Source organism: Sphingobacterium spiritivorum (assembly GCF_016725325.1).
Classification (GTDB): Bacteria; Bacteroidota; Bacteroidia; order Sphingobacteriales; family Sphingobacteriaceae; genus Sphingobacterium.
On the sequence record NZ_CP068083.1, the window covers coordinates 2,761,396 to 2,779,543 of the forward strand.

An 18,148-nucleotide genomic window follows, 5' to 3' on the forward strand; every position below is an offset into this window, starting at 1 on the left:
ATAAAAGATATGCAAAAGGATATTACAATTGCTGTAGTAGAAGATGATGAGAATCTACGTTTCTTGGTAAGTCATCGGTTACAGTCTGAGAATTACAAAGTAATTCAGTCCGGAAATGGGCTGGATGCTGAAAAAATGATTTTAGATGAAAGACCTGATATTGTTTTATTAGATTGGATGCTTCCCGGTAAGGAAGGTAACATCGTTTGTGAAGATGTGCGTAAAGCAGGGTTTGAGAACATTATTATTATGATGACTGCCAAATCTCAGGATATAGATAAAATCGATGCCTACAGTTTTGGAGTGACAGATTATATAACCAAACCATTCAATATGGATGTGTTAGTTGCGATGATCGAGAATAAAGTGAGATTCTTTGTTCCTAAGAGCGGAGCGGAGGTGTATCACTTTGGCAGTACAGAACATCATCCCAATGTACACTCTTTAGTGAGAGATGGAAAGAAGATCGAGTTGACAATTCTGGAAAACAGGATCTTGTTGCATTTTCTTCAAAATGTGGGTAAAGAAATTACCCGTGAGGAGCTGATGGAAGTCGTTTGGGGATATAGCTCCAATGTCAATACAAGAACGTTGGATATGCATGTGGTGAGACTTCGTAAAAAGATCGAAAAGAACCCGGATAAGCCACATTATCTGCAGACAGTGAGAGGATTGGGGTATAAATTTATTGACGAAGACGAGTAAAATATATAACAAGATAGTTTTTGTTTATTTCAAAACAATTGTTATCTTCGTAAATATAGCAAGACCATGTTGTCCGAACAGGACAGGATGGTCTTGTCTTTTTATGTTTTGAAAAGTTAAAAAAGTTAAATAATTATGGCAGAAGTAACTTATTACAACCAGGAGGGATTAGATAAACTCAAAGAAGAGTTGCATCAACTGAAGACAGAGGGAAGAGCTAACATCGCAAAGGCTATCGCTGAAGCTAGAGACAAAGGTGATTTGTCAGAGAATGCTGAATACGATGCGGCAAAGGAAGCTCAAGGTTTACATGAAGCAAAAATTGCTAAGCTGGAAGATGTTCTTTCCAGTGCACGACTTATTGATGAGTCCAAATTAGATACATCAAAGGTATTAGCATTATCTATTGTACGTATCAAAAACAAAAAGAACGGTTCGGAAATGACATATCAGCTTGTTTCTGAAACAGAAGCTGATCTTAAATCAGGTAAAATATCGGTTAAATCACCAATTGCACAAGGTCTGCTTGGAAAATCAAAAGGAGATACGGCAACTATTGAAGTTCCGGCTGGTAAAATCGAATTCGAGATCATGGAAATTTCGAGATAATAATATTGTAGGTTATAGGCGGTTTTGCCATAACCGCAATAATCTCAAATAAACATATAAAAAAGCGGTTACAGATATTGTAACCGCTTTTTTTATAGGTTAACTTCCAGAGAGTTATTGTATTTCTTCAGACTGCTGATAAAAGCAGGAATGTCTGTTATTACCTGATGACTATGCTGTATTCCTGCGGGAAGTGCTTTCTTCAGAACCATATGAGCAACTTCTGTCGCCATGTATGCAGTGATTTTTCCTTCTCCATTTCCGGATATAGTACAACACATCTCTGTTTGATCAGGGGTTCTGCTGACAACCTTTATCCCAAAAATATCACTTCCGATGGTCAGGTTATGAAAGAGTCTGATCAATAGACGTTGCAATCCGGAATAACTAAAAATAGATGTGAGTCTCAGGCTAGTCATCAATGCCATTATTTTTGTAAACAGCTTACTGTCGAAAGCCATGCGCGTAAATACTTTTCTGACAGGAGTGGTGTTAAGAAAAGTATGCTGATCAGAGAAATTGAACAGATAGAAGTTTCTTAACCCTTTTAGTAAAGTTTTTTTTGGTGACGTAAAGCTTTTAATAATCCGGGTCTCCCCGTTGACAACAATAGGATAGGCTTTATTAAGATTGTCAAAAGTCCATTTGTACGCGGAGTCCCCATGTTTTTCACCTAAACCCAATAGAATAAAAATATCTGTCTCCTGAACCTGCCCCAGTGTGTTTAGCGTATGTTGTGCCAGCAGGTTAGTCAAACCGGGAGCCAAACCTACACTTAATATAACGGTTGATTTACTATCCTTTATCTTATTTTGCAGAGCTTCTGCTTTCCGGATCATTTTTTGGTCTGCCGTGATGTCTATATAATGAATATCTCTTTTCAGACACTCCTCTATGATTATGCTGTCTGCCTGATCTATGCACATGATGACCAGCACGATATCTTCTAATATACTACTGTCAAAGTCTGTTTTCAGATCCAGTTGAGAAGGAATAACGCGATTCTGTAATTCCACAGAAAGTCGCTCTGCTTTTGCAAAGCTCCTGCCGGCAACGATGACTTGTTCGGGATATCGTTCAGACAGATGCTCACTTATAATACGGCCTACGGCACCATATCCTCCTATAATCAGTATTTTTCCAATCATTTTCTTGTGTTTTGGACAAATGTATTTCAAACAAAAAGATCCGACAAGTAGTTACCAAATGGGAACTATAAGAAAAAAACAGGAAAAGTATTGTACAGATTAGTTTGTAAGTTTGTGCCGGAATAATTTCTCATGCAGTATTATGGAGAAAAAGATATACGATGCCAATTCATGTATAATGACCGGTTTTTTCGGGATGATAGGAGGGAAGTGGAAAGCTGTGATCCTTTATCTTGTCGAGCAGGACAGAAACAGATTTAGCCTGCTGCTGGAAGCCATGCCTGGCATCAGTAAAAAAGTATTGACAGAACAGTTGCGAGAGCTTGAAGATGACGGATTGCTTAAACGAGAGGTGTTGGTCGTTAAAGCACCTATGGTTGTACTGTATTCTCTTTCTGAAAAAGGAAAGTCTTTACGAAAATTAATTGACGGAATTATCACGTGGACTGCAGAACAGGCTTAGCAAAATCGTATTGTATCTGGAATAGATAAGGGAAGTGAGGATGTGTGGAAAAAAAACAGCTTGCATAGTGGTCTGTTGCGTCTTTTCAATCACATATTTTTGAGAGGTCTCCATACATTTGCGCCCGTTTTTCATATATTTGCTGTTGCACTTTAATAAATTAGAACATGTCAACTCTATTTTCGAAGATTGTTGCAGGTGAAATCCCTGCACACAAGGTTGCGGAGAGTATTGATTACCTGGCTTTTTTGGATATTCAGCCTTTGACCCGAGGTCATGTATTGGTGATTCCAAAACGCGAAACCGATTACATCTTTGATATTTCTGATGATGAGTATATGGGCCTGTGGATCTTTGCTAAGATTGTTGCACAGGGTATAAAAAAAGTTTTTCCTTGCCGTAAAGTTGGAATTGCTGTTGTTGGTCTGGAAGTAAATCACGCACACATTCATCTGATTCCACTAAATGCCGTTCATGATATGAATTTTGAAAAGCCAAAACTAAGCCTGCCTGATGAGGAACTGGCAAAAATAGCAGAGGACATAAGAGAAGCAATTGCGAGTGTTACAAACAGTAACTAACGGTAGTTTTTATTTCATCAAACATGTATATTTTATAACCATGGCATCATTTTCGTTTTTCGGAAATATTGAATATGTCAGTACTTACCTGAGTTGTTTTTCAGGTAACGGTTAGCGGTATACTAAATTAGATATATGCAAGAGTTTTTGTTGTCATTTCAACAATTAATGGACGCTGAACATTTACTGAGTTCAGGAGGTTTCTATTTAGTTGTATTGATCGTTTTTGCCGAGACAGGATTGTTCTTTGGTTTTTTCCTTCCGGGAGATTATTTATTGTTTTTAGCCGGCCTTTTCTGTGCTTTGAATAAAGTTGATGTTAGTATTGAAACCATGTATTTTGGAATTTTGCTGGCAGGTATAGCCGGTAATTTTGCCGGATATTGGTTTGGTTACCGAACGGGGCCTATGCTCTTTAAACGAAAGGATTCGTGGATTTTCAAGCGTAAGTACATTATAATGGCGGAAGAGTTTTACCAAAAATATGGTGGAACCGCTTTAATTATAGGAAGGTTTGTTCCGATTATTCGTACATTTGCACCCATATTTGCGGGTGTAGTTAAGCTCGATTTTAAGAAATTTGTTATTTATAATGTATTTGGAGCCTTTTTATGGGTTACCTTATTGACATTATCCGGATACTTTCTGGGTGTCAAATTTCCGGGAATCATTAATTATGTCGAGTACATTATCGTAGGGATGATAGCTATTGCTTTCCTTCCTATTGTAATTGCACTCCTGAAAAGGGCAATAAAAAACAGAAAAAATAAAACAACAGATAAACAGTAATAATTAAATGAGTACACAAAACCCTTGGCATCAGGTCTCTCCTGGAAGTAATATGCCGGAATCAGTCAATGCAATTATTGAGATCTCTAACGGATCAAAAGGAAAATATGAGCTTGATAAAGAAAGTGGTCTGCTAATTTTGGATCGTGTAATGAGTTCTGCAGTTACCTATCCTGCTAACTACGGCTTTATTCCTCAGACATATTGTGATGATAAGGATCCTTTGGATATCCTGGTCATCTGTTCAGTAGATATTATGCCAATGAGTCTGGTTGAAGCTAAGATAATCGGTGTAATGAATATGGTCGATGGAGGTGAACAGGATGACAAAATCATCGCTGTTGCCAAAAATGATCCTGTAATGAATTACATTAATAATATTGAAGAACTTCCTCCTCATACGATGAAGGAAATTGTACAGTTCTTTGAAACATACAAGGCTTTGGAAAATAAACAAGTAGTGGTAGAAGGTGTGCAAGGTCGTGAGAAAGCGCAGGAAATCTTGTTGGAAAGTCTTGAGTTGTACAAGCAAACATTTGTTAACAAATAACTTAAATAATGGCTCTCGATGTTTTTTGGACACTCTTGTTAGTACTTGCTAATGGTTTTTTTGTGGCTGCCGAATTTGCCATTGTAAAAGTTCGGGCTTCTCAAATAGAACTACAAGCCAAATCCGGAAGTAAAGTAGCAAAAGTTGCTAAAAATATTACAGAGCATTTAGATGGATACCTGGCTGCCACACAGCTAGGTATTACACTTGCCTCTCTTGCCTTAGGTTGGATTGGAGAACGTGTAATGACTGACATCGTGGGCAACTTTTTCCAATTTGTAGGTGTAGATATCTCTGCAGGTTGGGCTAAGACAGGTGGTCATGTGCTGGCATTTGCCATTATAACTATTCTCCATGTGGTGCTTGGTGAATTGGCGCCCAAGTCAATTGCCATTCAAAAACCGGTGGCCACAACGATGAGATTAGCTATTCCTCTTCGTGTTTTTTATTATCTGTTCATCCCTTTTATATGGGTATTGAACGGATTTGCCAATTTCTTATTAAAACTGATCGGTATTCAGCCTCATTCAAGTGAATCTCATCACTCTTCTGAGGAACTGCAGTATTTACTAGACAAAGGTAAGGAAAGTGGTGCTTTGGATTTTTCTGAACATGAGCTCATCAAAAATGTGTTCGATTTTAACGAACGTATTGTAAAGAATATAATGGTACCACGTACCAAGATCATCGCAATAGATAAGGATGCAACTGCGGACGAATTTATTAATACAGTCACAGAAGAAGGATACTCCCGTATTCCGATTTATGATGATAATATTGATCAGATCGTAGGTATTGTTCATACAAAAGATATTCTTCCTATCATCGTGAAGGGGAAAGAAGTGGTATTGAAAAACATCATGCGTAAGCCTTACTTCATTCCTGAAACGAAAAAAATCAATGATCTGATGGCTGAATTTCAGCTGAAGCGTATTCAGATTGCGATCGTACTGGATGAATTCGGAGGTACTGCAGGTATGGTTACACTGGAAGATATTGTAGAAGAACTGGTCGGTGAGATTCAGGATGAATATGATGAGGAAACTCCGGTTGTAGAGCGTATTTCGGAAACGGAATACATGATCGATGCCGGCGCAAGTGTTCATGATGTAAATGAATACTTGCCTTTGGAGCTGCCTGAAAGTTCCGATTATGATACTATGGCTGGTTTGGTAAGTGATCTGTTTGACAAAATTCCTGAAGTAGGGGAGTACAAAGAATTGTATGGATATACCTTTACCATAATGAAAAAGACACAGCAGAATATTGAATTTGTTAAGCTGGAACTGATCGAGACACCTCATGATGAGGATGAAGAGTAAATATCCCTTTTTTAGTTAATATGCATCTGTTTTATACACCGGAAATAGAACCCCATTTCGCTAATTTTATACTGACCGAAGAGGAAAGTAAACATGCTATACGGGTACTCAGACTGGTAAACAGAGATCAGGTGCATCTTATAGATGGAAGAGGAGGATTCTATCGGGCGGAGATTATAGATGCCCACCCTAAACGGACAACCTTGCAGATAATAGAAATTCAGGAAGCCTTTCAAAAGCCTTCTTATCATCTGCATATGGCTGTAGCGCCAACAAAAAATATAGAACGTTTTGAGTGGTTTCTGGAAAAAGCTACAGAGGTTGGCGTGCAGGAAATCACACCTGTTATCAGTGAGCATTCAGAAAGAAAAGAGGTTAAACCAGATCGTTTGAATAAAGTGATAGTAGCTGCAATGAAACAGTCATACAAAGCTTATATGCCTAAGCTTAATCCAGCGATAACTTTAACTAATTTTCTAATACAACAGGAGCAGGTGTCGGCGCAAAAGGCAATTGCACATTGCGTAGATAGCGAAAAGCAATATCTTAGTCAGGTTTTTAAACCTCAGCAGGATTATGTGATACTGATCGGTCCGGAAGGAGATTTTTCTACAGAGGAGATCAGCAAGACTATTTCTTCCGGTTTTGCACCTATCTCACTTGGAGAGGCACGATTACGAACGGAAACGGCTGCATTGACCTCCTGTGTTGAAGTGGCATTGTTAAACCGATAAAGCTGTTACTTAATCAAAACAGCATCAATAATCTGAATTTCAGCATTACCCTTTAGCGGTTCCGGATTAAATTTCATTTTTCCTTTTATTTTGATAGGCTCATCTGTGAATTTGACAGATTCTCCTTTCATAAAAATTTCTACCATAGGAGGAATTCCGTTAGACCCGCAAAACTGACATTGCATGACGGGTAACACCGATAACATAAACGTTTTATGATTACGACCGCTATTCAGCGGGACCAAATATCCAGGTAAGGTTACAATCTTATTCTCCAGTGCTTTCAGTGCAGGAGGATAGGTCGGTGTATAGATTTTTTTACTCCCTTCATAAGTGACTTTATACATCATCTTGTCTATTGCTTCCCAGGTGCTGTTCATCATAGGTGTATGATCCGGAACATTAGGATCTCTGTTTCCTATCTGTGCAAGTGTATACGTAGATAAAGTCAGTAAGAATATAAGGGATAAGAGCTGTTTTCTCATTTTAATTATTTGATAACGTGTTTGAAATTGTCGTATTATAAGCTTTGACAGACGGTATAAGGGCAGAAAGAACACCAATCACACAGGCAATCAGTAGAATCCACCATTCATCCGGATTGATGTTGAATACTTCGATCAGGTCAACACTCTGGCTTGTCTGCGTACTGATATAGAATAAGGCTACATGTCCTAATAGTAAGCCTGCCAGTCCTCCAAGCAATGTAATGATAAGTCCTTCTAATAAGACCATACTGAATAAACGTACTTTGGATGCGCCCAATGTCCGCATAACAGCCAGGTCATACTTACGTTGTTTTAAAGCATTATAAAGGCTTAGGAATACGCTGAGACCTGCCATCAGCATAATGATGTATGCCAGAATGGTGAGCGAATCTATCCCTACACCCAAAAGTGAAAATAAACGGGCGCTTTCTATTGCAGGTGATGCTGCCTGCATCGCTGTACTTTGATTGATCAGTTTAGGCAGCATTGCGATAGCTGCGGGTGACTGATACTGAATAAGCATAGCTGTAATTTCCTCGCCTTGATCTTTGATCAGATCCTGGCCGATATTTTTAACATACTCTTCATGGGGATGGTCGTGAGATTCTTCTTCTTCCGCTTCACCGTGGTGATGAAGATGTGCTTCTACCTGTTCTTCCAGATCTTCTTCCGCATGATGATGATCGTCTGATTCATGTCCGTGTGCCAGACCATGTACATCCCATACACTTTCCAGACTGCATAGAATAAGGTTGTCGGTGATATTGTCATTTTTCTTTAATATACCCACCACTACAAAAGGGTGGTCATGGTGATCGTCACCAGAGGCAGAGAGTCCATGCGAACTGTTTATTTTACTTCCTATTTTTAACTGGTGTTTTTGGGCCACAGCATGACCGACGACAACTTCAAACGGTTTGTGAAAATATTTGCCTTCGGCAACTTTCGTCTCATACAACTTCAGAAAATCATCATTTGTGCCGACGATACGGTGTCCTTTATAATTATCTCCAAGGGATAGCGGGACAGCAAGTTTAACGAAAGGATTTTGCTTAAGCTGATTGGCTTCTGCCAGTGAGATATTACCTGTGGGGTTATCCACATGATAGACTGCACTGAGTATAAGTTGCAACGGACTTCCTTTTGCACCTACAACCAGATCGATGTTTTTGCTGTTACTGTCCAGTTGTTTTTCGAAACTATCTCCTGTCACATAAAGTACGCATAGTATAGCTGCTCCGAACGCAGTCAGAATGATGCTCAAAATGGTGGAACCAAGTTGTTTACTGATGTTTTTCCAAACGATTTTTAATATATTCATGGGTGTCGTGGTCAAAGTTAATAAATCAAATACCAATCATATAACTCATTAAAGATTATACGTATGATGGAATCTGTCTTTTATGCGTTTGTCATGTGTAGCGATCAGCAATGTCGATCCGTATTGATCAGCAATACTTAACAGTAATTCCATTACCCGGGCGGTATTTGTATCATCTAATGCTGCAGTTGGTTCGTCTGCAATAAGTAGAGAAGGTGTATTTATCAACGCACGTGCTATCGCTGCCCGCTGAAGTTGTCCACGGCTAAGCTGGTTGGGGTAAGATTTTGTTTTGTCAATAAGCTGCAACTGTTCAAGCATAGTAAGTATTGCTTTTTCATCTACAGGTAATTTGGCCAGACTTTGCGCTATTTTTATATTTTCCAGCAAAGTCAGGTTCCGGAGTAAATGTGCCTCCTGAAAAATAAATCCTATATGTTGAGCCCGGAAAGCATCCAGTTTAGACCCCTTAAGATCATATAATGATTGTCCGTTCAGTACGACAGATCCGGTAGATGGAAGTGAGAGTCCACCCAATAACTGAAGTAACGTGGTCTTTCCGCTTCCGGAATCTCCCAATAACAATGTATGTTGACCTTTATTGATCTCTATCTCCGGAAATGTTAAGGCAGTTCCATTTTTATACCGGAAAGATAAGTCTTTAGCTGTCAGAATGTGGTGAACCATAGGGTTAAGAAATTTGATAATGCAATTTAATTGCATAAAAATACCGTAAATCCATTAATAAAGCGAATCCTTCATTATATTATTACATTCTATGTTGGGGATATGTTAACGGAATGATGCTTAACATAATACTTAAAATGATATGGTAATATAATGTGATTTAATGAATTATCCGGATTTTATTCCGGGTATTAATAATTTTTTAACATCCAATTGATGTAATAGTAATCCGTTGTTAACACAATGCTAATACTACCATAATAGTTTTGCGGAAACAAAAATCTCAAAGAATTGAAATCGCAATTAAAACTCCAGGGCTTAACCATTACATTACTTCTGTTGATGTTTACAGCCAACGCTTTTGCTCAAAGTGGAAAAGTAACAGGAAAAGTTATTAACAGTAAAACAAGCGAAACCATTGTCGGTGTAACTGTCAAAGTATTAGGGACATCCAGAGGTGGAAGTTCTGATGTATCCGGTATCTACAATATTCCGGCACTTCCTGTTGGCAAGTATACATTAGAATTTTCTTATGTCGGATATGCTACTAAGCAAATTACAGAAGTAGAAATCAAAGATAAAGATGTTACTAATCTGGATGTATTGATGGACAATTCGGAAGGAACAGTATTAGATCAGGTCGTGATCACGGGATCATTTAAAAAAGAATCTGTTAGTGCTTTATATGCACAGCAAAAGAATAGCGCACTTATATCGGATGGTATTTCCAGTGAACAGATCAAACGTTCTCCGGATAAAAATACATCTGAGGCCTTACGTCGCGTGAGTGGTACTACTATACAGGACAACAAATTTGTTGTTATCCGCGGTTTAAGTGATCGTTATAACGTCGCAATGTTAGATGGTTCTGTTCTTCCCAGTACTGAAGCAAACAGACGAGCTTTTTCATTTGATATCATTCCTTCAAACCTGATTGATAAGATTACAATTTCAAAAACAGCTACTCCTGACTTACCTGCAGATTTTGCCGGAGGAGCAGTTCAGGTAGCTACTATTGATATCCCTACAAAGGATTTTATATCATTCGGTCTTGGATACGGATACAATACAGCTTCCACATTTAAGGATTTCTTAGGAACAAAAAGAAATTTTGCGAATTACATGGGTTTTGATGATGGTTCCAGTAAACTTGCGACTAATTTCCCATCGAGAGAAACAGTTAATGCAGGGCTTTCGGAGAAATGGAACAGACTCGTATTGAAGTCTTTGCCAAATGATTTTGCGATCAATAATACATCTGCACTGCCTTCTCAAAGCTATCAGTTTGGTATAGGAAAAGTAAAGCAATTTGAAAATAACAATAGATTCGGAGCTTTATTCTCTTTAAGTTACCGTAACTCTCAGAATATATTTGCTGATATCAAGAGAGACTGGTATGAGTATGATTACAATGATAATCAGTACAGATTCAGTTCCAATCTGGGTGGTTTATTAAATCTGGGTTATTCCTTCGGAAGAAGTAAAATTACATTTAAGAATCTTTACAACAGAGCTTATGATAATATCTATACCGAAAGAACAGGTATAAATAACAGTTCTTCTTCAGACAATCGTTTCTTCGCTTATGATCTTCTGCAAAAATCTTTGTTCAAGAGTACACTTGAAGGAGAACACGCTTTAACAGAACGTAATGACAAATTGAAGTGGACACTTTCCTGGAGTAATATTCTGAATCAGCAACCTAATCAGATGAAGATCAACTACGGTAAAAATCTGAATGACCTGGATGATCCTACAGTTCCTTATCTGGCAAATATCACTACGATTGGTAAAGAAAATACAAGACTTTTCTCTGATTTGAATGAAAACATTTATTCCGGAGAAGTAGGGTACTCCAGACCGATGAAATTTCTGGATGCACCTTCAACACTGAAAGTTGGTGCCGGAACGCAATACAGAAAACGTAATTTTGACGCTCGTTTTATAGGTTTCGAGTTGAATGTAAATCAGATGGATGTAGAGCTGCAGAATCAAATCCGTCAGTTGTCTCCTGACAAGATATTCAATGAAGATTTCATTAACAAAAATTACTTCAAATACAGTGAGATTTCAGGAAGCGGTGACAAGTATGATGCAAATTCACTGACTGCTTTCGGATATGCAATGCTTGATCAGAAATTTGCGGATAAGTTCCGTTTTGTATACGGACTTCGTGTAGAGAACTATAATGTACAGTTAAATACAGTTTCTAAAGTAGTTGACGATACACAAATCGACTTTTTACCATCCCTAAACTTTACTTATAATATCGACGACAGAACGAATCTTCGTGCTTCTTACTACCGTACAGTAGCACGTCCTGAATTTCGTGAGTTAGCTCCGTTCTCCTTCTATGATTATGAGCAGTTAGGTATGATATCCGGTAATACAAACTTAAAACGCAGTTCTATCAATAATGCCGATCTAAGGTTTGAAATGTATCCTACTGCCGGAGAGATCTTCTCTTTCTCTGTTTTTTACAAGCAATTTACAGATGCAATAGAGCCTTATCGTTATGATGTGAATTCTACTCCTGATATCACGTTCTTCAATACGCCTAAAGCTGAATTATACGGATTTGAGCTGGAAGCCCGTAAGAAGTTAAATTTTATCAGTGAACAAAGATTTTTTGAGAATACAACAGGTTATATCAACTTCTCTTATGTACACTCAAAAGTTGAAAACCCTACAGATCAAAACTACATTGACAAAACCCGCCCTATGGTAGGACAGTCTCCTTATGTGATCAATGCAGGTTTGCAACACTCCACAATGGATAATAAACTAAACTTTAACATTCTGTATAACCGTATCGGAAAGAGAATTGCACAGGCAAGCGGAATTCGTTTTGCAAGTACATGGGAAGCTCCTCGTGATGTGCTGGATTTACAGATCGGTTATAAGGTCATTAACAACAAAGCTGAGATTAAGTTCAATGCAAGTGATATTATCAATAGTTCGGTTCACGCATACTATGATAATAAAGCATTGGGTACGCCTAATGAGATAAATTATAAATACAAACCGGGTTCAAACTATTCGCTGTCATTCAATTATACTTTCTAAAGCATAATAATTTTTTAACACGCTGTTAATGACAGTTTTATTTTAAAAGTATTACTTAGTAATCATAAATTAACAAACAAAATAATGAAAAAGAGATTCTTATTATTCTCCTTATCAGCTTTACTATTGGCTGGAGCATGTAAAAAAACAACAATTTCAGACAATGGTCCTGATACTGAAAACCCAGGAACCAATAATGGTAATGTAGTCGAGATTTCAGGAGAGATCACTTCTAATACAACCTGGACTGCTGATAAGATTTATTTGTTAAAAGGCTTTGTGTATGTTTCTAACGGAGCAACGTTAACTATCGAGCCGGGAACTATTATTAAAGGTGATAAAGCTACTAAAGCAACTTTAACAGTAACGAGAGGAAGTAAAATCAATGCGACAGGTACTGCTGATAAACCTATTGTCTTTACTTCAGCATTAGGTTCCGGAGCCAGAAGTCATGGTGACTGGGGTGGTATCATCCTGTTGGGTAAAGCTCCTGTAAATATGGGAACTGATGTGAAGATCGAAGGTGGTCTGGAAGCTCCAAAAGGAAAAGATGAGAAAAACTATATCTTCTACGGAGGTACAGATGCAGCTGATAATTCAGGTGTTCTTAAATATGTACGTATTGAATTTGCCGGTATTGCATATTCTGTAGATAATGAGATCAACGGATTGACAATGGGTGGTGTTGGTAGTGGTACTACACTGGATTATATTCAGGTTTACAGATCAGGAGATGATGCTTTCGAATGGTTTGGAGGTACAGTTAACGCAAAGCACTTATTGGCTATCGGTACATGGGATGACGATTTCGATACAGATTTTGGTTATTCCGGAAATATTCAGTTTGCTTTAGCACAACGTGTTGCTACAGTAGCGGATCAGTCAGGATCTAACGGTTTTGAATCTGACAACAATGGTGACGGTACAGATGCTACACCAAAAACATCAGCTGTATTTTCTAACGTAACTATTCTGGGGCCTCTTCAGACAGCTTCCGGATCTGCAAATGCAAGTTATCAGCACGGAAATCAGGTTCGTAGAAATTCATCTATCAGCTTATTCAACTCCGTAGTATCTGGTTTCCCGATCGGATTATATGTGGATGATACAAAAGTTACTACAGCAAATTCAACATCTAATAATTTCCTTACAGGAGCCGCAGTATATAATAACAATCTGTTTATCGGATCGAAGACTGATGCTTTGAAAATTAGTTCTACAACAAACTCCGCTGCTTTAAGCACATTGTTAAGAAGTAATAATACATTTGATAATGCAATTTTTGCCACTACAGCGATGTACAAAGCACCATATAACTACGGAACTGATTTTGGTAAGACTCCTGCAAATCCTGACTTTACGCTGGCAACAGGTTCTGTGCTTGCTACAGGCGCAGTATTTACACATGCTAAAGTTTCGGGTAGCTATTTTGAAAAAGTGGCTTACAAAGGTGCTTTCGGAACGGAAGACTGGACTAAAGGTTGGGCACATTATGATCCTCAGACATTACCTTACACTACTCCGGGAGCAGTAAAATAATTAAGATCACAGTATACAATAGCAAAGGGGATGTTTTTAGCATCCCCTTTCTTGTTTTATGTATGTTTATCGCTTGGGATCATAGTGGTAAACGATCTCAAATCGTTGATTCTTTAAATTATCAGCCAGTTGACCTATTGCCAGATTCTGTTTTTGAGGGGTAGGCTCACAGATAGAGTAATACTTGCCATTGTACAGAATCGCCTCTCCAATGGGTTTGTCAAATTGTACAGCCATTGTAATATGGGTAGGGTACAATAGTGTAATCATCGGCAGGTCATATATTTCTTTGACCAGATAAAAGAATAATGCAGCTCTGTCATCACAGTCACTGTATTGATTTAACAGTGTTTGTTCAGGAGATAATCTTTTTTCTTTACCAAAGTTTTCTTCATCATTTTCATATAAAAATGCGTAGCGGGTAAACTGCATCAGATAGTCTACTCCTTTTTTTTGATTCATGCCTTTTAGATTCTCTTTGAGAACAGGTATCAGTGATTCATAAGTTTCCTTGCTCAATGGAATGTTGAAATATGTTTCGAAATCCACCCCAGGATAGTTTGCAAAGATATCACTAACATCTGTATTAAGCTTTACTTTGAAGTGGTATGCTTTGCTCTTGTATTTAAATGCTAATTGTTTTTCTACATAACGTTCCGGTCTGAAATCCGGCATACGTGTCACTTTATAGCTGAAATCTTTTTTACCCTCCGGTACCGTAATCTCTACAGGCTTATACGCACCGTTACCATTAAACATCTTGCCATAGTCATGGTAGTTGAGACACATATATTTCTTTTTATCTATCGTAAAAAATGGAATATCTGAAATATCCTCATCATTACGGATATAAAATATAATCTGATCCTTGTAAATGGCCAGTCTGGCATCATAGCCGGATTTAGTCATTAAAAACCATTTGTACAGCGTATATCTGGCATAATTATCCGATTTGGCGCTCAGGCTCTGGGCGGTCTTACGTACTAACTGATAATATAACCAATCATTCAGGTCATATTGCTCTTTGTATTTTAATAAGTCATTTATTAACGGCTGATAGCTGCCGGCAGATAAACTGTCATAGAAGGCCTTAATTGAGGTGTCAGATAAACTGTCAGTAAACGGAATATTAGTTGTAGGATCCGCATGGTAACTAAAAGTACTTTCATAAAAATCGAAACTTTTATTTTGAGCATAACCGGTCTGAACACCAAAATAGATGCTTAATGCCATGCTGAACAAAAATCTGATATGTATAAAACTCCTCTTCATTCTATTAACACTTTGGTAACAATGTGTTAATATAAATTTAATACTAAATTTTAAAATAAAGATGATTTTTTTGTCATAATTACAAATCAGAGGTAAATCTTCTTTTTGAAATTAGCATATTGTCATCTGGCTGACTAATACTGAATTATTAAATGGTTAGCTATTTAACTTACCTTTTATGTTTTCGATCTGTATAAGATGTCTTTGTGTGTGATAACCTATAAAGCTAAGCCATTCATAGCGCGTTAAATAACCCACTTGGGGAAATGCCATGTCTGTGCATATTACAGTAAGATCTGCGGATTCAATACTTTTTAATAAGTTTGATTTATTGACATCTATTTCTGATAGAAGCTCATTTTTAGTATATAGTTTTTTACGGGGGAGGAGAGAAGGATCTGCTTTAAATTTGAGATCCATGTTTAGAAACATTCCTTTCAGCACAGCTATATACTGATCAAAAGGACGCTCCGATACCTGAGTATGTTCATCCGGGATACCACTGCTGCATATAATAATATGGTCTGCAGTCTGTCCGATAGTCCAGCTGTCTTCAAAAGGAATACTGTTTAGTTGAGTTTCTTCTGTTGTCTGCAAAGATTGATGGAATTGTCCAAAAATATGGTCTATACTTTTAGTTACCTGATCATTTAAATTCATAACACATGGTTTTTAATGCCTGTTAAAGGTCGGTAATAACCTTAATATTTTTACTTGCCATAAGACAATAAATAATACAGGAAAATTGTCTTCCACAAAGAAAAGCCTGCGCAATTCACGCAGGCCCTATAGTAAAAAAATCTAAAAAGTAGTCGTATTTAATTATGGACAGGTAGATACCACTTTGCTAACTTTCCAGCTATCTGTGCTGTGGTTTAAGGTAATATAATCTACCCTTGTAAAGTTTTCAAATTTCATAATAACTTTTGCTACACAGTGGTTACCGCTTTCATCCAGAATCTGATAGGATGTTTTACAATTGTATTTTAGTCCTTTTGTGGATTTAAGAAATTCACTGTATTGTTTTTTATTGTATGTAATGTCCGGAGAGGAAGCATTATAATACTGAAAGTCTTTGGCTAACAGTTCTTCATTCAGCGTTGCTTGTCCAAGAGCAGAGGCTTCCAGAAATGTCTTGATAATTGCCATGGAATTCATGTTTTTTAACGGATCCGGATTTACGTTAGCAAAAGAGCTGAATGACGTGATCAGAAGTAATGCTGTTGCGATGGTTTTGATAATTGTTTTCATATGATTAATATTTTTAGTTGTCATTGTTAATTGTTTGATTCAAAGGTAGGTGTCTTTGCTGTTTTGTGAAACAGACATTAGATCAATGTGGTAAATAACTCGGTAAAACAGGTGGTTTTGTCGGTGAAAAACGGCGAAAGATTTAGAGAAATTATCTCTGTTCAGAATCGAGCTTGTAGATAAAAAATGACAACAGTTAAAAATCTAAAATTATGAAGCGGTTTAGGAGTGATTTTTGCTGTGAACCAGTGTGTTAACCAACATTAATATTTATGGAAATTAAAACCTCAACAAAATTTGTAGCTGAATTAATTGGTACATTCGGCTTAGTACTATTTGGATGTGGTGCAGCAGCAGTAGCAGGCGCCAGTACCATAGCGGGATTGTCAGGATTGGGACTTTTGGGTATTTCATTTGCATTTGGCCTTTCTGTGGTCGTATTTGCATATGCAATTGGGGGGATAAGCGGTTGTCATATTAATCCGGCAGTCACAATAGGTGTTTTAGTCGCGGGTAAGATTTCTGCAAAAGATGCGGTAGTCTATATAATTGCTCAGCTGATCGGAGCATTATTAGGAGCTTTTGTCCTGCAGCAGATTTTAAGCGGTCAGTTGGCCGGATTCTCGGCAGGAGAGTGGGCTTATGGCTCTAACGGATGGGGAAAAGGCTATCAGAATGAATATGGAACAACAGCGGCTTTTTTAACAGAAGCTGTATTGACCTTTTTATTCTTATTTGTTATTCTGGCCACAACTTCTAAAGTTGGAAACAGTACTATGGCCGGACTGGCTATAGGTCTTACTTTGGTGTTGATCCATTTGGTAGCTATTCCGATCACGGGTACATCAGTGAATCCTGCACGAAGTTTTGGACCCGCTCTTTTAGCCGGGGGAGTAGCATTACAGCAACTATGGTTGTTTATTCTGGCACCGGTAGTTGGAGCAATAGTTGCTGCTGTCGTATGGAGAGCTTTATACAGCGAACCTAAGTAAGCTATTATCTTTACTTTATAAGTAGCCCTGTCCAGTAAGACAGGGCTATTTTTTTGAATATGCTGTAGCTTTTTTTTGATCTATAACGTTGTGTATTAAAGTAGTATGCTAAATTATGAAAACAGTGAAATTTGGTTTTTTTGCCATGATTGCTCTGCTATTTAATGGCCTGTAAAAAAGATTCATCAAAGGGTTCTGAAAATATTGGCATTACAGGACGCTGGAAGTTAGTCGAAGTGTATGCCGATCCTGGTGACGGATCCGGAAAATACAGAGCGGTAGACAGTAAAAAGCTACTTACATTTAAAGCTAACGGTACTGTAGAAGTGCAGAATGGTGATCTTTGCATGGTCTCTATACATTCGGATAATAACGCAACCTCCACTTATGAGATATTAGATAAATCGGAGACCTCAGAAAAAAAACAGACTGGTGATCTTTTCATGTGCTGTGATGGAAAATGCACCCGGCGAATCGACCTTTGAAATAAAAGGAGACATACTTACTATTTCTTACCTGTGCTTTGAAGGCTGCGGAGAACGTTATAAACGTATAGAATAAGACGGAGATGTTTTGAGAATTAGCCAAAACGGAATTGTAGAATACAAAATCCGGATTACTTTTTTGTATT

The 18,148-nt window shown here is 37.7% G+C and carries 19 protein-coding genes; 12 read left to right on the forward strand and 7 right to left on the reverse strand.

From position 1 onward, the window contains the following. Nucleotides 1-9 precede the first annotated feature (9 nt). Nucleotides 10-705 (forward strand): response regulator transcription factor, encoded by a 696-nt coding sequence (locus I6J02_RS11400; protein WP_172462532.1) that lies wholly within the window; start codon nucleotides 10-12, stop codon nucleotides 703-705. Between the two features lie 135 nt (nucleotides 706-840). Further along, entirely contained in the window at nucleotides 841-1,314 is a 474-nt protein-coding gene (gene greA / locus I6J02_RS11405) for a transcription elongation factor GreA (protein ID WP_115388600.1), read from the forward strand. A gap of 92 nt (nucleotides 1,315-1,406) precedes the next feature. Here the strand turns inward: greA and I6J02_RS11410 are convergent, their stop codons facing one another. Then, on the reverse strand, nucleotides 1,407-2,462 hold the full coding sequence (locus I6J02_RS11410) for a saccharopine dehydrogenase NADP-binding domain-containing protein (protein ID WP_201678123.1): 1,056 nt from the start codon (nucleotides 2,460-2,462) through the stop codon (nucleotides 1,407-1,409). Between the two features lie 142 nt (nucleotides 2,463-2,604). On the opposite strand from I6J02_RS11410, the gene I6J02_RS11415 reads away from it, so the two are divergent. The 6 genes from I6J02_RS11415 to I6J02_RS11440 all read left to right on the forward strand — a co-directional run bounded on the left by I6J02_RS11415 (nucleotide 2,605) and on the right by I6J02_RS11440 (nucleotide 6,901). Beyond that, nucleotides 2,605-2,925, forward strand: a complete 321-nt coding sequence (locus I6J02_RS11415; protein WP_201678124.1) for a winged helix-turn-helix transcriptional regulator — start codon at nucleotides 2,605-2,607, stop codon at nucleotides 2,923-2,925. A gap of 167 nt (nucleotides 2,926-3,092) precedes the next feature. After that, entirely contained in the window at nucleotides 3,093-3,506 is a 414-nt protein-coding gene (locus I6J02_RS11420; RefSeq protein WP_003012517.1) for an HIT family protein, read from the forward strand. 135 nt (nucleotides 3,507-3,641) lie between these two features. Then, complete coding sequence (locus I6J02_RS11425; RefSeq protein ID WP_201678125.1) at nucleotides 3,642-4,295, forward strand: DedA family protein; 654 nt, start codon at nucleotides 3,642-3,644, stop codon at nucleotides 4,293-4,295. A 7-nt stretch (nucleotides 4,296-4,302) separates the two neighbouring features. Beyond that, nucleotides 4,303-4,845, forward strand: a complete 543-nt coding sequence (locus I6J02_RS11430) for an inorganic diphosphatase (protein ID WP_003002176.1) — start codon at nucleotides 4,303-4,305, stop codon at nucleotides 4,843-4,845. 8 nt (nucleotides 4,846-4,853) lie between these two features. Next, nucleotides 4,854-6,167 (forward strand): hemolysin family protein, encoded by a 1,314-nt coding sequence (locus I6J02_RS11435; RefSeq protein WP_201678126.1) that lies wholly within the window; start codon nucleotides 4,854-4,856, stop codon nucleotides 6,165-6,167. A 20-nt stretch (nucleotides 6,168-6,187) separates the two neighbouring features. Beyond that, the gene (locus I6J02_RS11440) at nucleotides 6,188-6,901 is read left to right on the forward strand and encodes a 16S rRNA (uracil(1498)-N(3))-methyltransferase (protein WP_201678127.1); all 714 of its coding nucleotides are present in this window, start codon (nucleotides 6,188-6,190) and stop codon (nucleotides 6,899-6,901) included. A gap of 5 nt (nucleotides 6,902-6,906) precedes the next feature. Here I6J02_RS11440 and I6J02_RS11445 read toward each other — a convergent pair whose 3' ends face one another. Genes I6J02_RS11445 through I6J02_RS11455 form a run of 3 tightly spaced genes read right to left on the reverse strand, consistent with a single transcriptional unit; the run spans nucleotide 6,907 to nucleotide 9,397 of the window. Beyond that, nucleotides 6,907-7,386, reverse strand: a complete 480-nt coding sequence (locus tag I6J02_RS11445) for a hypothetical protein (RefSeq protein WP_003002170.1) — start codon at nucleotides 7,384-7,386, stop codon at nucleotides 6,907-6,909. Between the two features lies 1 nt (nucleotide 7,387). Next, nucleotides 7,388-8,710 carry an ABC transporter permease gene (locus I6J02_RS11450; RefSeq protein WP_201678128.1) on the reverse strand — a complete coding sequence of 441 codons (1,323 nt, stop codon included), beginning with the start codon at nucleotides 8,708-8,710 and terminating at the stop codon, nucleotides 7,388-7,390. Between the two features lie 48 nt (nucleotides 8,711-8,758). Next, nucleotides 8,759-9,397 carry an ABC transporter ATP-binding protein gene (locus I6J02_RS11455; protein WP_236581815.1) on the reverse strand — a complete coding sequence of 213 codons (639 nt, stop codon included), beginning with the start codon at nucleotides 9,395-9,397 and terminating at the stop codon, nucleotides 8,759-8,761. 291 nt (nucleotides 9,398-9,688) lie between these two features. Between I6J02_RS11455 and I6J02_RS11460 the strand changes: the two genes are divergently transcribed. After that, nucleotides 9,689-12,463 (forward strand): TonB-dependent receptor, encoded by a 2,775-nt coding sequence (locus I6J02_RS11460; RefSeq protein WP_236581817.1) that lies wholly within the window; start codon nucleotides 9,689-9,691, stop codon nucleotides 12,461-12,463. A gap of 84 nt (nucleotides 12,464-12,547) precedes the next feature. Continuing rightward, nucleotides 12,548-14,002, forward strand: a complete 1,455-nt coding sequence (locus tag I6J02_RS11465) for a hypothetical protein (protein WP_201678130.1) — start codon at nucleotides 12,548-12,550, stop codon at nucleotides 14,000-14,002. Nucleotides 14,003-14,068: 66 nt separating this feature from the next. On the opposite strand, the gene I6J02_RS11470 is transcribed toward I6J02_RS11465, so the two are convergent. The 3 genes from I6J02_RS11470 to I6J02_RS11480 form a co-directional block, all read right to left on the reverse strand. Continuing rightward, nucleotides 14,069-15,235, reverse strand: a complete 1,167-nt coding sequence (locus I6J02_RS11470) for a hypothetical protein (protein ID WP_201678131.1) — start codon at nucleotides 15,233-15,235, stop codon at nucleotides 14,069-14,071. Nucleotides 15,236-15,430: 195 nt separating this feature from the next. Next, the gene (locus I6J02_RS11475) at nucleotides 15,431-15,934 is read right to left on the reverse strand and encodes a DinB family protein (protein ID WP_201678132.1); all 504 of its coding nucleotides are present in this window, start codon (nucleotides 15,932-15,934) and stop codon (nucleotides 15,431-15,433) included. A 162-nt stretch (nucleotides 15,935-16,096) separates the two neighbouring features. After that, nucleotides 16,097-16,525, reverse strand: a complete 429-nt coding sequence (locus I6J02_RS11480; protein ID WP_236581819.1) for a hypothetical protein — start codon at nucleotides 16,523-16,525, stop codon at nucleotides 16,097-16,099. 272 nt (nucleotides 16,526-16,797) lie between these two features. On the opposite strand from I6J02_RS11480, the gene I6J02_RS11485 reads away from it, so the two are divergent. Together I6J02_RS11485 and I6J02_RS11490 are read left to right on the forward strand one after the other, a co-directional pair. Further along, nucleotides 16,798-17,517, forward strand: coding sequence for an MIP family channel protein (locus tag I6J02_RS11485; protein ID WP_201678134.1), 720 nt, complete (start codon nucleotides 16,798-16,800; stop codon nucleotides 17,515-17,517). Between the two features lie 164 nt (nucleotides 17,518-17,681). Beyond that, the gene (locus I6J02_RS11490) at nucleotides 17,682-18,002 is read left to right on the forward strand and encodes a hypothetical protein (RefSeq protein ID WP_236581821.1); all 321 of its coding nucleotides are present in this window, start codon (nucleotides 17,682-17,684) and stop codon (nucleotides 18,000-18,002) included. Nucleotides 18,003-18,148: the final 146 nt, after the last annotated feature.

Bases quoted from the DNA above. Each gene is read 5' to 3' on its own strand.
- I6J02_RS11400 (WP_172462532.1), top strand. From the start codon at position 10: ATGCAAAAGGATATTACAATTGCTGTAGTAGAAGATGATGAGAATCTA.
- greA (WP_115388600.1), top strand. From the start codon at position 841: ATGGCAGAAGTAACTTATTACAACCAGGAGGGATTAGATAAACTCAAA.
- I6J02_RS11410 (WP_201678123.1), bottom strand. From the start codon at position 2,462: ATGATTGGAAAAATACTGATTATAGGAGGATATGGTGCCGTAGGCCGT.
- I6J02_RS11415 (WP_201678124.1), top strand. From the start codon at position 2,605: ATGGAGAAAAAGATATACGATGCCAATTCATGTATAATGACCGGTTTT.
- I6J02_RS11420 (WP_003012517.1), top strand. From the start codon at position 3,093: ATGTCAACTCTATTTTCGAAGATTGTTGCAGGTGAAATCCCTGCACAC.
- I6J02_RS11425 (WP_201678125.1), top strand. From the start codon at position 3,642: ATGCAAGAGTTTTTGTTGTCATTTCAACAATTAATGGACGCTGAACAT.
- I6J02_RS11430 (WP_003002176.1), top strand. From the start codon at position 4,303: ATGAGTACACAAAACCCTTGGCATCAGGTCTCTCCTGGAAGTAATATG.
- I6J02_RS11435 (WP_201678126.1), top strand. From the start codon at position 4,854: ATGGCTCTCGATGTTTTTTGGACACTCTTGTTAGTACTTGCTAATGGT.
- I6J02_RS11440 (WP_201678127.1), top strand. From the start codon at position 6,188: ATGCATCTGTTTTATACACCGGAAATAGAACCCCATTTCGCTAATTTT.
- I6J02_RS11445 (WP_003002170.1), bottom strand. From the start codon at position 7,386: ATGAGAAAACAGCTCTTATCCCTTATATTCTTACTGACTTTATCTACG.
- I6J02_RS11450 (WP_201678128.1), bottom strand. From the start codon at position 8,710: ATGAATATATTAAAAATCGTTTGGAAAAACATCAGTAAACAACTTGGT.
- I6J02_RS11455 (WP_236581815.1), bottom strand. From the start codon at position 9,397: ATGGTTCACCACATTCTGACAGCTAAAGACTTATCTTTCCGGTATAAA.
- I6J02_RS11465 (WP_201678130.1), top strand. From the start codon at position 12,548: ATGAAAAAGAGATTCTTATTATTCTCCTTATCAGCTTTACTATTGGCT.
- I6J02_RS11470 (WP_201678131.1), bottom strand. From the start codon at position 15,235: ATGGCATTAAGCATCTATTTTGGTGTTCAGACCGGTTATGCTCAAAAT.
- I6J02_RS11475 (WP_201678132.1), bottom strand. From the start codon at position 15,934: ATGAATTTAAATGATCAGGTAACTAAAAGTATAGACCATATTTTTGGA.
- I6J02_RS11480 (WP_236581819.1), bottom strand. From the start codon at position 16,525: ATGAAAACAATTATCAAAACCATCGCAACAGCATTACTTCTGATCACG.
- I6J02_RS11485 (WP_201678134.1), top strand. From the start codon at position 16,798: ATGGAAATTAAAACCTCAACAAAATTTGTAGCTGAATTAATTGGTACA.
- I6J02_RS11490 (WP_236581821.1), top strand. From the start codon at position 17,682: ATGGCCTGTAAAAAAGATTCATCAAAGGGTTCTGAAAATATTGGCATT.